13 protein-coding genes are annotated in these 13232 nt (G+C 57.0%); 5 read left to right on the forward strand and 8 right to left on the reverse strand.

The genetic code is table 11. From position 1 onward, the window contains the following. Positions 1-2: 2 nt before the first annotated feature. On the reverse strand, positions 3-1235 hold the full coding sequence (locus N1030_RS12470; RefSeq protein ID WP_265825803.1) for a SpoIIE family protein phosphatase: 1233 nt from the start codon (positions 1233-1235) through the stop codon (positions 3-5). A gap of 7 nt (positions 1236-1242) precedes the next feature. Next, on the reverse strand, positions 1243-1995 hold the full coding sequence (locus N1030_RS12475) for a GGDEF domain-containing protein (protein ID WP_265825804.1): 753 nt from the start codon (positions 1993-1995) through the stop codon (positions 1243-1245). Between the two features lie 419 nt (positions 1996-2414). Here N1030_RS12475 and N1030_RS12480 point away from each other — a divergent pair, with 419 nt between their 5' ends. Both N1030_RS12480 and N1030_RS12485 read left to right on the forward strand, forming a co-directional pair. After that, positions 2415-2543, forward strand: a complete 129-nt coding sequence (locus tag N1030_RS12480) for a hypothetical protein (protein ID WP_265825805.1) — start codon at positions 2415-2417, stop codon at positions 2541-2543. Positions 2544-2825: 282 nt separating this feature from the next. Further along, entirely contained in the window at positions 2826-3722 is an 897-nt protein-coding gene (locus N1030_RS12485) for a hypothetical protein (RefSeq protein WP_265825806.1), read from the forward strand. A 62-nt stretch (positions 3723-3784) separates the two neighbouring features. On the opposite strand, the gene hisG is transcribed toward N1030_RS12485, so the two are convergent. From hisG to thiL, 4 genes are all read right to left on the reverse strand, one after another. Then, on the reverse strand, positions 3785-4678 hold the full coding sequence (hisG, locus tag N1030_RS12490; RefSeq protein WP_265825807.1) for an ATP phosphoribosyltransferase: 894 nt from the start codon (positions 4676-4678) through the stop codon (positions 3785-3787). Further along, positions 4678-5094, reverse strand: a complete 417-nt coding sequence (gene hisI / locus N1030_RS12495) for a phosphoribosyl-AMP cyclohydrolase (RefSeq protein ID WP_265825808.1) — start codon at positions 5092-5094, stop codon at positions 4678-4680. Before hisI ends, hisG begins: the two co-directional genes overlap by 1 nt. Positions 5095-5240: 146 nt before the next feature. After that, positions 5241-6248, reverse strand: coding sequence for a tRNA (N6-threonylcarbamoyladenosine(37)-N6)-methyltransferase TrmO (gene tsaA, locus N1030_RS12500; protein WP_265825809.1), 1008 nt, complete (start codon positions 6246-6248; stop codon positions 5241-5243). Between the two features lie 89 nt (positions 6249-6337). After that, positions 6338-7399 (reverse strand): thiamine-phosphate kinase, encoded by a 1062-nt coding sequence (gene thiL / locus N1030_RS12505; RefSeq protein WP_265825810.1) that lies wholly within the window; start codon positions 7397-7399, stop codon positions 6338-6340. Positions 7400-7611: 212 nt separating this feature from the next. Here thiL and N1030_RS12510 point away from each other — a divergent pair, with 212 nt between their 5' ends. The 3 genes from N1030_RS12510 to N1030_RS12520 all read left to right on the forward strand — a co-directional run bounded on the left by N1030_RS12510 (position 7612) and on the right by N1030_RS12520 (position 10158). Beyond that, positions 7612-8064: a MarR family winged helix-turn-helix transcriptional regulator gene (locus tag N1030_RS12510; protein ID WP_265825811.1), complete on the forward strand. Its 453-nt coding sequence runs from the start codon at positions 7612-7614 to the stop codon at positions 8062-8064. A 38-nt stretch (positions 8065-8102) separates the two neighbouring features. Further along, positions 8103-8957, forward strand: coding sequence for a DUF169 domain-containing protein (locus N1030_RS12515; RefSeq protein WP_265825812.1), 855 nt, complete (start codon positions 8103-8105; stop codon positions 8955-8957). 262 nt (positions 8958-9219) lie between these two features. Beyond that, positions 9220-10158 (forward strand): universal stress protein, encoded by a 939-nt coding sequence (locus N1030_RS12520; protein WP_265825813.1) that lies wholly within the window; start codon positions 9220-9222, stop codon positions 10156-10158. Positions 10159-10406: 248 nt separating this feature from the next. Here N1030_RS12520 and cydB read toward each other — a convergent pair whose 3' ends face one another. Continuing rightward, positions 10407-11435, reverse strand: a complete 1029-nt coding sequence (cydB, locus tag N1030_RS12525) for a cytochrome d ubiquinol oxidase subunit II (protein ID WP_265825814.1) — start codon at positions 11433-11435, stop codon at positions 10407-10409. 39 nt (positions 11436-11474) lie between these two features. Continuing rightward, positions 11475-12779: a cytochrome ubiquinol oxidase subunit I gene (locus N1030_RS12530; RefSeq protein ID WP_265825815.1), complete on the reverse strand. Its 1305-nt coding sequence runs from the start codon at positions 12777-12779 to the stop codon at positions 11475-11477. Positions 12780-13232 lie beyond the last annotated feature (453 nt).

A 13232-nucleotide genomic window follows, 5' to 3' on the forward strand; every position in this document is an offset into this window, starting at 1 on the left:
TATTACCTTGCGTTCACCATGAAGCCGAGCACGGTCACGTCGTCCCGACGGGCTTCACGGCCCATGTATTCCTTGAATTGCGCCTCCAGCAGGGCCTTTTGCCGTACAAAAGGCAACGCCCCGCAAGCACTGATGAAATGCTTGAAACGCGATTTCCCGAAGGGCAGGTGCTTCACACCGCCCACCTGATCCGTCAAACCATCCGTAAGGCAATAAAACCGACTATCCGGTTCCATCCGAAGAGAATGATTCATAAATTCATAGTCCTCCGGCGTTCTGACATAACCTGCGCCGCACCGGCAGCCCTTTATCTCCAGCACATCTCCCTGAGCAGAGCGTACAAAGAGTGAACTACGGGCTCCGGCAAAGTGCAGCATGCCTCCGGCCGTATCCACATACACCACGGCGCAGTCCATGCCGTCGTCAGAAAGCGGATTGTCGCGGTCCTGTGCCAGGGACTGCCGGATAGACCGGTTCATGGCGCTGACGACACCGGCGGGATTCCCCTCCAGAGCGTTGACTTCCAGCCGCTCGAACAGGGAGTGCACGATCAACGTCATGAACGCCCCGGGAACGCCGTGCCCGGTGCAGTCCACAACGGCAAGGAAGAAACCGTTCTGCGTGCGCTTCACCCAATAGGCATCGCCGCCCACGGCATCCCGTTGATCCCATATGAGAAAATGATCTGCGAAAAGCTCATGCAGGGTCTGCTCAGAAGGCAAAAAGGCATTCTGAATAAGTCCTGCATATTCGATTGACTCCACAAGCTGCTCCTGAGCGGTATGCAGATTTCGCATGGCGCCATTCAAAGCCCGCTGGCGGCTGTCGATGATATGACCTATCCAGAACATGTTGCAGCGCAGCGACTGCAACGGATCGCCGCCCTCCGGCTCGGCAGGCAGCTCGGCAAACGGAGTGAGATTGCCTGATTTCATCTGCTCGCACAGCCCGTTCAACTCACGGACCTGCCGAAGCACCAGCAATTCCGAGAGCCAGTGCGAAAGCGGCATAAGCAGGATGAAGCCAAGTGCGATCCACCCTGCAAGAATATTGATCATGCCGGTATGCGCCTGACCTTCCATGGCGATAAGCAAAGCCAACGGGCAGGCAATGAGGCTCAGCACCAGAATGCCCCGCATCTTGCTCACGGTACGAATACCGGCAAGCCCGCAACCCTTGTTGCATCTGCGGGGCGAACGCACGCGTTGCGCCGCTTCCTTGTTTCTGTTCATCATACTATTCCTAGTGACAGGGACGTACGGCAACCGGAGAGGAACAAACGGAACCGCATTCCGGTCCGGGATACCGTTCCACCCGGTTACGCCCGTTCTTCTTGGCGGCATACAGCGCCACATCCGCCCGTTTGAGAATCACTTCTATATCCATCTCGCTGTCCCAAGACGAGGCGGTAGTGCTGCCCACGGAAAGCGTCACCTGCACATTACGCCCGTCAACCGTAAGCAAGCGCCGCTCCACGGAGGCACGAATACGCTCGGATATAATCGCAGCCTCCCTACAACCGGTTTCCGGCAACAGCACCACGAACTCTTCCCCGCCAAAGCGGGCAGCCGTATCGTGGGCACGAATTGAGGATTTCAGCACTTCGGCTATCTCCCGAAGCACCTTGTCACCCACATCATGCCCCCAGGTATCGTTAATGGATTTAAAATGGTCCGCATCCAGCAACAGGAGCGACAGGGGCGTATCCGTCCTTCTCGCACGGGAGAATTCCTTGCGGGCCACGTCCATGAAATGGCGACGGTTATCCAGCCCTGTTAAGGCATCCGTTCTGGCCATGTGGGTCAATTCATCGTTCAGCGAACTGAGCTGCCCCTGCATACGGTCGCCCATGGTCACCAGCCTGCGCGACTGACGCAACAGCTTGCGGGCGACGTCCAGCAACGCTGCAAAGGGCGCTTCAGCTTCCGTTCCGGCAAGCTCCGAGGTCAGATATTCCTCTGCCCGTTCTATGCTTTCTTCTTCTTTCTGATACATGCGAATCCTCGAGTTCACGATTCATCACGAACCGTCGTGGACGCCATTGGTAATGAAAATGAAAATCAAAATCAATAAAAAGTTTTCATCTTCCTCCATGCTCCGTTCCGTGACTGCGAAACGAGGTTTGCAATTCTTGCGGATGACAACGCCCCTCCGGGCTTCCCTGCCCCCCCCAAGTGGTGCGCATGCCTACTATGTTGAACAAAAAAGGAGGCCCTGTGGCCTCCCTTTATGTTCGTCACCTAGGGCGTCGCATATAACCGCCCCGAGGTGACAAGTTATAATTCAGAGCCCCCCCTGCACACGATAGAAATCAGAATAGCATACCTGCCCTGCATTGTTCTCGGAGAGCCAGCCTGCATAACAACCGCGCGCAGCCTGAAACACTCTCTGCAGCAAACGAGAAGGAGGTACCCATGAATCTTAAACACATGCTTAACCCCTTGCCCATCAACCTCAAGGACGAAGCGCTCCGGCTTGCACCGGCATTTTTCGTTTTCATTCTTGCCATCCTCATGGTCTCCCTTTCTGCTTGCATGGGCTGATCCGCAACCGCCGGAAAACAGATATAGCGCTTCTATCGGTAGATTATAATCAGCATAGAATTCAGCACCACTTATCTCACTGAAAACATAAATAGGGAGGCCGTTTGGCCTCCCTTTCTTCATTATCCACCACAGGAGTATGGTACAGGGGTCGAATAGAATAACTTACAATTGATAGAATGCCAATTATCAGGCATGGCAAACATAGCACCGCAGATTTATCCCTTCGGGAAGTCCGCGTACGCCCGCTTAACCCCTGTAGCCAGTAAGAAGGAGGTACTCATGAATCAAAAACAAATGCCCCGCCCCTTACACATACAATACAGGAATGACTCTCGACGGCTCATTCCAGCATCCCTTGTTGTGGCTCTTGCCATCCTGATGATCTCCCTTGCAGGATGCGCAGTCAGGTCACCCACCACGGCCGGGGACGCACTCAAGGCTCCGTCACAGGGGTATACACCGTTGGACCCGCTGCCCCTCAATGCGTCAGGAGGCTATCTCGAGGCCTCAAATGAAAAGAAACTGAAATTGTTTCCCGATGAAACAATGCGCCTCGCCGTCGGAGAGATTCAAAGTGACGGGAGCATATCATTTGGCATGGCGCATATTGGAAACGCTAATTCATCATATAAAGTCATCCTCGACTACGCTAAATCCGACACCAAGCCTTTACACTTCATTGTGACTCCTGCCAGTAACCAGAGCCCCATGAAACTTGAATACTATTCCATTGATAACAAAGAATTACCAACACTGACTCATGGTCAGTACATGACAACTCTACCGGCTTACGTAGGAGTTGCTCTACGCATTACTGCCGACATCAAGGTACTCAAGGGCAAGGTTGATTTGGCCAACATGCTATCGCTTGGAATAGCCGCTCAAGCAGGGAACATCACGGGAACACTGACAATTCAAACACTTGGTATATCAGGAGAGCCAGTCACATCCGCGCTCCCTCTACCTAATGAGGTAAGTAAGGCCAGCATCCAAAGTGCCATTCAAGCCATGGGTACAATCAAAGCAAAGCTTTATGACAAGAATACTCATATTCAGCCAAGATTTATAGGGTATTACAACTACCTTGGCGGAGGCAAAGACACTGCGACACAGGTAATCACCGCCATACAGCAAAACTGCACCAGCGGCCCGCTTACCGTTACCCTACCTGATTAATAACAAAAAAGGGAGGCCAAACGGCCTCCCTTCTCTTTGCTTCGTCTTGGTGCAGCGAGCCGCTACACGATCTTATTCAGCGAGTATTCGATGATGCCTTCCGCGCCCGCGTCCACGAGCTGGGGAATCAGGTCACGCACGATGCGGCGGTCCACAACGATTTCCACGGCAAGCCAGTGGGAATCCTTGAGCTGTGACACCGTGGGCGAATTCAGCGAAGGCAGGAGGGAGAGAATGTCTTCCTGCTTGTCGCCGGGTACGTTCATCTTCAGGCCCACAAGGTCGTCTGCACGCAGCGCGCCCTGCAGCAGCAGGTCGATCTGCTGAATCTTCTTGCGCTTCCACGGGTCTTCCCACGTCTTCTTGTTGGCGATGAGCTGGGTGTTGGTCACCAGCACGTCGTCAATGATGCGCAGGCCGTGGGCACGGATGGTGGTGCCGGTTTCCGTCACTTCCACGATGGCGTCGGCAAGGCCTTCCACCACCTTGGCCTCGGTTGCGCCCCAGGAGTAGAATACGTCCACAGGAATGCCCAGATCGGCGAAGTATTTCTTGGTCACACCGAGCAGTTCGGTGGCAATGCGCTTACCGGCAAGGTCTTCCGGCTTCTGGTAGGGGGAGTCGCCCGCCACGGCCAGCACCCAGCGTGCGGGACGGTTGGAAACCTTGGAGTACACGAGGTCGGAGACCACATGCACGTCCGCACCGGTTTCCAGCAGCCAGTCCTTGCCGGTGAGGCCAACGTCCAGAATGCCGTCCTGAATATAGTGGGGAATCTCCTGCACGCGGCACAGGCGGCAGGTGATGTCGGGATCATTGATTTCGGGGAAATAGTTGCGGTGGTGCTGGCGCACCTTCCAGCCGCAGCGCTCGAAGAGATTGAGGGTGGAGTCCTGCAGGGAGCCCTTGGGAATGCCGAGCTTGATCTGACGCTGGTTGTTTTCGTTCTGGGACATTATTTATAGACCTCCTTGGGGTCGAATACGAGGGGTGAGCAGATGGACACGTTGCCATCCTTGCGTTCACGATAAAAACAGCTTCTATACCCTTTGTGACAGGCCGCACCGCCAATCTGGTCCACGAGCAGCAGAATGGTATCGCTGTCGCAGTCAAGGCGGACGGCCTTGATATGTTGGGTATGGCCTGACGTCCCGCCCTTATGCCACAGGGTGCCACGGCTGCGGCTCCAGTAATGGGCTTCGCCGGTTTCCAGAGTCTTGTTCCAGGATTCTTCGTTCATGTAAGCCATCATCAGCACCTCGCCGGTGGCGTGGTCCTGTGCGATGGCGGGAAGAAGTCCTCCGCCCTTAGCGAAGTCGGGGGCGAAGTCCGGGGCAATAACAGGGGAACCATCAGGATTTGTTGCTGCCATAACCTCTAATGTCCTTTGCGTTGTCTCACCGCAGCATGGTGTCAGGCACATGAATGCGCGCCCGCACAATCATGAGGGTGGAAGGGCGAAGTAGCGCGTTTATGACGTTTTTGCAAGTTACGAACCCGCATGAAACGGGAACGACGCTATTCCTTGACAAGAACGTCAAGGTGAATGCCTGCAAGATGCTCGATCTCTTCGCTGAGAGCCAGTGCCCATGCGGGGTCCGGCCCCCAGCAGGCAAGGCCGTGGCGCTCAAGATAGATGCCTTCATGATGTTTGGCCGCAAGCCCCGCGTCATTTGCCAGTTCCTGCGTTCCGGGCGCGTTGTCCGGAATGCTGGTGAACTTGGCGCGGATAAGGTCGGATTCGAAGATGGGAAGACGCAGCATATCCTGCACGGGCACACGTACGCCCAGCGCCAGCAGCTTGGGCGGATGCGTGTGCACCACGGCCTGCGCTTCCGGCTGATGGCGGTAGATTTCCAGATGCATGCCCGCCTCAGAAGAGGGCTTGCCGCCAGCCAGCACCTCGCCGGTGCTGATGCTCATGAGCGCAAGGTCGCCCGGCTTGAGATTGCCCTTGGCGGAGCCTGTGCAGGTGATAAGGCAGTTCTCGCCAATACGCATGGACACATTGCCGTTGAAGCCGGAAAGCAAACGGCGCTTCCACGCACGCAGGCAGATATCGCGCAGGATGTCCGCCTCGCGGGAAGGGATACCGCCGCCCCATGCCGTGCGTATGTCCTGCTCCCCTTTACGCTGGGCGAACTCCGATTTGATGTCGATGACGGGGGTGCCGTCTACGACTTCCAGCGGAAACACACGCAGCAGGTTGCGCTTGATCTCGAGGATACGCACTTCGTGCATGCCGACAGGATTGGGGCGGGCAGGCGAACGGGTATTGAACACGCCCCGCTTGGCACGGGTTCCGTCACCGCGCGGGTACACGGACAGCACATCGCGGTCTGCAAGGTGCATCCATGTCAGCAGGGTAACATTCTGCCCTTCCACAAGGGACTCCAGTCCGGCCACAAAGGCTTCATCAATCTCAACCCACGCTTCGGGCGCGCCCTCGTCCCCCTGCTTGGGGCATTCCTCAAGACGCTTCAGCGACGAACTGACCGTACCGATAATCTGAAATTCCCTGTCCATTCCTCTCTCCCTCATGCGGTGCAATGATTCAGGCCCCATCATTCATGCTGTATATGCCGTGCGGATAAAAGGGGCAACTGCGGGCCCATCTACCCAAAATGATCAAATCCTTTCGGCTCCCACGGCAGGCCGTTCAGCATATGCACCTCGCCCTCCGCCACCTTGCCCAACACCCGCACCCCGGGCACGGCATCGCACAGCTCATCCAGCCACGCAGCAGGGCAGCTACCGATAAGCGCATAATCTTCGCCCCCCAGCGTAGCCTGCTCCAACACATGCAGATCATTGGCAAGACAGTAGGAAGCTACCTCTTCATGCACGGCTTCTTCAGGAATCTCCAGCTCCACACTCAGACCGCTTTCCTTGTCCGCTCCGATCAGGCGCGGCAGGTCGCGGGCAAGGCCATCAGAGATATCCATGAGGCCAATACGTCCGGATTCACCCTTGGCTGCGGCAAAACGGGCAATGGCCTGCCCTTCCGCCACCCGGGGAACAGGGCGCAGATGCGCCTGCACAGCGGCCGGATACAGATTTTCCGCATCCCGCCCCATGCTTTCCAAGGCCATGAATCCCGTGCGGGCAAGGCCGAACTCGCCCACGATAAAAATGCAATCCCCCGCCTGTGCCACAGAGCGATGCAGGAAGGGAGCGGCAACACCCTCCGCCTCCGCTGGGCCGCCCCACACCGAGACGGAAACCCCGAGCATGGGCGACTTGCTCAGATCGCCACCGGTCAGGGCCACATTGTGCTCCCGCGCCAGTTCGGCCATACCCTCGAAAAAGGCATCCCAATAGGCCTCCGCCCCCATGGACGCGCTGCCTTCACCGCTTTGCGCCGAAGCAGCTGCCTGCTCCTCTCCGCCACCGGTAGGCACCATGAGACCAAGGCTGAAGCCCAGCGGCACGGCACCGGCCGCCGCGAGATCACTCAGGTTCACGGCAAGGGACTTGTAGCCGACATCCGCCGGAGAAAAGTAACTGCAACGGAAGTGCACCCCTTCAATAAACAGGTCGCTGGAAAGGCTCATGCGTTCAGGGCAGGCCAGCACGGCGCAGTCATCGCCGCGCCCGCGTATCATGTGGGGGTGCTTGTTGGGAAAATGGCGGTCGATGCAGACGAGAAAGGCGGCTTCGGAAGTGAAACGGCTCATGAGTCGAGGCTCCTTGCGGATGAATAGCGGCATCATGACGCGTTCCGGAATACAGGGCGGATACAGTGCCGCTGAACCAACCGGAGCGCATCGCAAGCGCAGACGCATGGTACACGCATGCATGAGGAATGGGAAGAATGCCTTGCGACTTCTCCAGTAGGCAGACCTAAGCGACCATTGACAAAAGACTGTCATATTGACAGATTGTTGTCATGATACCCAGACACACACCCGAAGCCGATGAATTCACCCGCCTGCTGCTTGCCACCTTCAGACTCAACGGAAGGCTGATCGCGGCAGGCGATTCGTTGACCAAGCCATTCGGCCTTACCAGCGCCCTGTGGCAGGCCATGGGGCCGCTGGCCACCAGACCGCTGCCCGTTCCACGCATAGCGGACGCCATGGGACTCACCCGCCAAAGTGTCCAGCGTTCGGTGAACGTTCTCTTTGAACGCGGGCTGGTCTCCTTTGCCGCCAATCCGGCGCACAAGCGGGCCAAGCTGGTCATGCTTACCACCAAGGGCGAAGAAACACTGGCCGCAATACACGCAAAGCAGGTAGAATGGGCCAACAGTATTGCCCACGGCCTTGATCCCGTGGGGCTGCACAACAACGCCAACCTTCTTGAATCACTGGTGGAACGGCTGGAACGCTCCACCCCCTGACACCTGCGGCATACCCATCTGCACCAAAGGAGACAGCCATGCAGCAGAACGACATCGACACAACGGTGACCGAACGCCTTCCGCAGTTTCTTGCCCGGCTGGGCATAGCCGAGATGCCCATGGGACTCGTCTATACCGATACGGAGCCGCAGGAAGGCTTTTCTCCCGAACCGCTGGAACGCCCCACGCCTGAGCGCGAACAGCGCGGAGAAGTTAACTGGCAGGCCGTATTCGGGGGATTCTCCTGCGTCATGGGCAACATCTGGCGAGCCCGCAAGAAACGCACTACCGCATGGTTCTCCGCCGACCGCTACGGCTGCCCGGGAGGTTCATTCTTTCTCGGGTTCCACTCCCCGCAGACGGAGACCATCATCCATTATGTCTCCACGGGAATTCCCAACTTCTCGGAGGGCGAACGCTATTGCGAATCCCCGGAAGCGCTTCGCCGCATTTTTGCCATTACCGATCCGCGCCCCGCACCCAAACCTTTCTGTGTCATCAAGCCGCTGGATCAGTTCGGCCCCGATGAACAACCGGAACTGGTGCTCTGCTTCTCGCGTCCGGAGCCGCTATGCGGTCTGCATCAGCTTGCAACCTTCGTCACTAATGATCCCGAGGTGGTTGCCTCGCCATGGAGCGCCGCATGCGGCGGCGCCATTACGTGGCCCCTGCGCTACATGGAACGGGGAGAACCACGGGCCGTGCTCGGCGGCTGGGACCCTTCCGCCCGCAAGTTCCTGAAGACGGACGAGCTGTTCATGTCCCTGCCCTACCCGTTGTTTCGCGGCATGGTGCTGCGTGCGCCGGAATCCTTCCTCATGACCCACACGTGGGACACCGTGCTGAAGAAGGCCGAACGAAGCACCCGCACATGGGGCGAATCTCCGGCATAACGCGAACTGTCCGATATCCTGAAGAGTGTCAGAATGCTTAACGCCCTTGCGGAGCCCCGCCCCGCAAGGGCTTTCGCCGTTTACCTGCTCAACCCGCTGCAGCAGGTGTCAACACCTATTACAGTAAGCGCTCACATACAAATTTACATCTAGAAAATAACCCGCTGTTATATTTGTAAAAACTATCGCCTGACATCTGGCACGCTCCTTGCCCTTTCCTGATCAAACGCCGCGGAACAGGAACCGCACAGGAGGAACAGCCATGCTACAGGAAGTGCAGTCAAATCAGACGGCCCCCCGCGCCGAACTGCAGGACATACCCAGTCTTCTCATCGCAGTGGGCGAACAGCCCGAACACCTGTTCGGGGTCCAGTTCATTTCCCAGTTCTTCAAGGATTTTGACAGGATGCATTTCAAGCTCATGCATCTGCTGCCGCCAAGCCACGGCGTTGTACCCGGACCCTACGGCCTGCCCGTGGAAGCAGGAAGAATGGATGAGAGCATATACAACCGCCACCGCGATCTGGGCAGGCACAGCCTGCAACTGGCTTCAGGCATGTTGCGGCAGGTCGGCATTCCCGATTCCAACATCAGCATGGTCAGCCGCCCCCAGAACCAGACCAAGGCACTGGATCTGATTCAGGAATCCGCCGCAAACAACCACCACGCGCTCGTGCTTGGCAATCGTGGCCGCTCGTGGTTCGAGTCCATGCTGGACGGCATTCCGGACATCACCCGCGAAGTCATCGACGCCTCCTGCGGCATACCGCTGTGGATTGCTCCGTCCATAGTGGAAAAGCGCCGCGACATACTGCTCTGCGTAGACGGTTCCCGTCACGCCCTGAATATGGTGCACCACGTGGGCGAAACCCTCGGCTCGCAGGGCACTCACGGCGTCACGCTGCTGCGTGTGCTGCGTGATCGCAACAACAACCCCACCCCGCCGGAAGTCATATTTGAAGAAGCCCGCAAGGTGTTGGAAGAGCAAAACGTTCCGTCTGACTCCATCCGTGTGCGGGTCGTCACGGACAATGATCCGGCAAGCGGCATTCTGACAGTTTGCGAACGCGGCAAGTTCGCCGTGGTTGCCATGGGCCGCGCAGGCTACGGTAACAGCTTCATGCGTCGCCTGCTTTTGGGTTCCGTTTCCAGAGATGTCATGCAGCAGTTGAATAACGCCTGCCTTTGGCTGACCTGTTAATCATAGCTACCCCCCTACCACGTACCCCGTGGTTGCGGCTGTGCCCCGAAAACCCCCTCCGGCGAAACGCACGCACGCCTCCTCCGCCGGAGACCACCACCCCTGAAGGGGCACAGCCGCAGTTCGTCTCCGCACAAGCCCACCCACAGAGAGAGGCCGTCTCCCAATAGACGGCCTTTCTCGTTTTCAACAAGGCAAAAGGCCGCCCTTTCGGGCGGCCTTCATATTCGACAGATCGCAATCGCGGACTAGTATGCTTCGTCGGAAGCGAGATCCTTGTCCGTAATCTTGAAGGAGAACACCTTGTACACCCATGCCTGATAGAAGATGACGACGGGTACGAAGGTGAGTGCCACGCCCAGCATGATCTTGAGGGTCAGCGGGCTGGAGGCGGCGTTGTAGATGGTGACATGGTAGAGGTCGTCCATGTTCGAGGGAATCAGCGCAGGGTACATGCCGATCACACCGAACAGGGTGCAGCTGAGAATGGTCACGGCGCTGGAAGCCCATGCAAGGATGGTGGAACCGCTGGAAATGAACAGACGGGTGGTGAACAGGGCCACCACGGCCAGAATGATCACGCCCATGAGCGGGGGAATGGCCAGATAGTTGTGGTACAGGTTGGTGTACACGGCAGTGGCGGCAAGAAACGCCACGGCAGAGGCCATGAAGTAGGGCCAGATTCTGGCTGCCATCTGCATGGCGCGCTCATGCAGCTCGCCGGAAGACTTGATGGCCAGCCACAGTGCGCCGTGCAGACAGAACATGAGCACGAACATCACGCCGCCGAGCAGCCCGTAGGGGTTGAGCAGCTTGATGAGGTTGCCGTGATAGACACCGTCGCCGTCAATGGGAATGCCCTGGAACAGGTTGGCGAAGGCCACGCCCAGCAGCAGCGCAGGAACAAAGCTGCCGAGGAACAGGAAAGTATCCCACAGCTTGCGCCATGCGTCTGATTCTATCTTGTTGCGGAACTCGAAGCTCACGGCACGGAAGATCAGGGCAAAGAGCAGCATGAGCAGCGGGGCATAGAGCGCGCTGAACATGACGGCGTATGCCTTGGGGAACGCGGCAAAGGTTACGCCGCCCGCGGTGATGAGCCACACTTCGTTGCCGTCCCAGAAGGGAGCGGCTGCGTTGTAGATGGTACGTTTTTCCTTTTCGTTCTTGGCAAGGAACGGCATCAGCGTACCCATGCCGAGATCAAACCCGTCAAGGATGAAGTAGATGGCCCAGAGAAGGCCCCACAGCATGAACCATACGGTTTCCAAAAACATATTGTAACCCTCTGGATAAAGGTTGCCTACGAGTATTCCCTAAGCCTTCTTGGGACCCTTCTGCGCGTACTTGCGCAGCAGGTAGATGTCCAGCACGCCAAGCAGCGAGTAGACCACGACAAAGGCGATGATGGAGGTCAACACCGAAGAGGCGGGCACAGGAGACACCGCGTCGTTGGTGCGCATCATGCCATAGACGATCCACGGCTGACGCCCCACTTCCGCCACGGCCCAGCCGAACATGATGGCAAGGTATGGCAGCGGAATGGTATAGATGAGCGACTTGAGCAGCCAGGGCTTTTCCTGAATCTTTTCACGCCACAGCCATGCAAGGCCGGCCAGCAGCGGGAACAGGGTGCCAAGGCCCACCATCACGCGGAAGCTGAGGAAGGTGATGAGCACGGGCGGACGGTCTTCCTTGGGGAAGTCCTTCAGGCCCTTCACTTCCGCGTTGGGGTCGTTGAAGGCGAGAATGGAGAGCACGTTGGGAATGCCCAAGGCTTCCACAGCGTTCTTTTCGTTGGCTTCATCGGGCATGACCAGCAGGTTCATGGGCGCGCCCTTCATGGTTTCCCAATGCGATTCCATGGCGGCGAGCTTGGCGGGCTGCAGCTTGGCAACCAGGTTGCCCTGATGGTGACCGGAAATGGCCACGGTCACGGCAAAGACGAGCGCAAAGGCCGCACCGTACTTGAAGGACTTCTTGAAAAAGGCCTCTTCATTCTTGCGCAGCAGATGCCATGCGGAAACGCCCATAACAAAGAAACCTGCGAGCATCCACGATGCGATGACGGTATGCGGATACTGGCCCATGGAATAGGGGTTGGTGATAACGGCGAAGAAGTCGTCCAGCTCCGCACGGCCGTTACGGATGACATAGCCCACGGGATTCTGCATGAACCCGTTGGCGATGATGATCCACAGTGCGGAAAGGTTGGAGGCAAAAGCCACCATCCAGATGGCGAAACAGTGCATTTTCTTGGAAACTTTCTCCCAGCCGAACCACCACACAGCAAGGAAGGTGGATTCGAGGAAGAACGCCGCCGTGGCCTCAATGGCCAGCAGCGAGCCGAAGATGTCGCCCACGTATTCCGAATAACGGGACCAGTTGGTGCCGAACTGGAATTCGAGGGTAATGCCGGTCACAACGCCAAGGGTGAAGTTGATGATGAACAACTTGCCCCAGAACTTGACCATGCGTTTGTACATTTCGTCGCCGGTGCGGACATACATGGTTTCCATCACGGCCAGCATGATGGAAAGGCCCAGCGTAAGCGGAACAAAGATGAAGTGGAAAAATACGGTTACAGCAAACTGCAACCTCGACAACAGAACAACATCCATACCTTTTTCCCCCTTTCAGAGAAGGATTTCACCAGCTACGCGCTGCCGGCGAGTCTCGTTAAGGATTAGCCGTGGAATATTACGGACTGACCATAGGCCAGAGCACACCATGTGCAAGATAATGGTTACTAATAGCGAATAATAAACTTTTGGCAAGCAAAAAAAGCTGTTAGCGTAATACTGCTTTTACTCGGCGAGATGACGGTTTTTCGGCTGTCTTCACCTACGCGACGCCAGAATGGAAAACTTCGTCAATTATCCGAGACGTACCACATAACTCTCTTCAGTGTCAGCATAAATTCTAAGATATTGAGTGCCATATCAAAGTAGTTACTCAACTGCACTGCATTGTCAGCACCCTAACCATTCTCCTGCGCCTTCCGTTATGGCATACTGCCCCATAATCAGTTTCCTGCACCGGCAAACTTGTGTCCGGGCACGCACCTTACAGCC

Source organism: Desulfovibrio mangrovi (assembly GCF_026230175.1).
Classification (GTDB): Bacteria; Desulfobacterota; Desulfovibrionia; order Desulfovibrionales; family Desulfovibrionaceae; genus Halodesulfovibrio; species Halodesulfovibrio mangrovi.

What these genes read in the sequence shown, in the direction of transcription:
- N1030_RS12470 (WP_265825803.1), bottom strand. Translation starts at nt 1,235, where the DNA reads ATGATGAACAGAAACAAGGAAGCGGCGCAACGCGTGCGTTCGCCCCGC.
- N1030_RS12475 (WP_265825804.1), bottom strand. Translation starts at nt 1,995, where the DNA reads ATGTATCAGAAAGAAGAAGAAAGCATAGAACGGGCAGAGGAATATCTG.
- N1030_RS12480 (WP_265825805.1), top strand. Translation starts at nt 2,415, where the DNA reads ATGAATCTTAAACACATGCTTAACCCCTTGCCCATCAACCTCAAGGAC.
- N1030_RS12485 (WP_265825806.1), top strand. Translation starts at nt 2,826, where the DNA reads ATGAATCAAAAACAAATGCCCCGCCCCTTACACATACAATACAGGAAT.
- hisG (WP_265825807.1), bottom strand. Translation starts at nt 4,678, where the DNA reads ATGTCCCAGAACGAAAACAACCAGCGTCAGATCAAGCTCGGCATTCCC.
- hisI (WP_265825808.1), bottom strand. Translation starts at nt 5,094, where the DNA reads ATGGCAGCAACAAATCCTGATGGTTCCCCTGTTATTGCCCCGGACTTC.
- tsaA (WP_265825809.1), bottom strand. Translation starts at nt 6,248, where the DNA reads ATGGACAGGGAATTTCAGATTATCGGTACGGTCAGTTCGTCGCTGAAG.
- thiL (WP_265825810.1), bottom strand. Translation starts at nt 7,399, where the DNA reads ATGAGCCGTTTCACTTCCGAAGCCGCCTTTCTCGTCTGCATCGACCGC.
- N1030_RS12510 (WP_265825811.1), top strand. Translation starts at nt 7,612, where the DNA reads ATGATACCCAGACACACACCCGAAGCCGATGAATTCACCCGCCTGCTG.
- N1030_RS12515 (WP_265825812.1), top strand. Translation starts at nt 8,103, where the DNA reads ATGCAGCAGAACGACATCGACACAACGGTGACCGAACGCCTTCCGCAG.
- N1030_RS12520 (WP_265825813.1), top strand. Translation starts at nt 9,220, where the DNA reads ATGCTACAGGAAGTGCAGTCAAATCAGACGGCCCCCCGCGCCGAACTG.
- cydB (WP_265825814.1), bottom strand. Translation starts at nt 11,435, where the DNA reads ATGTTTTTGGAAACCGTATGGTTCATGCTGTGGGGCCTTCTCTGGGCC.
- N1030_RS12530 (WP_265825815.1), bottom strand. Translation starts at nt 12,779, where the DNA reads ATGGATGTTGTTCTGTTGTCGAGGTTGCAGTTTGCTGTAACCGTATTT.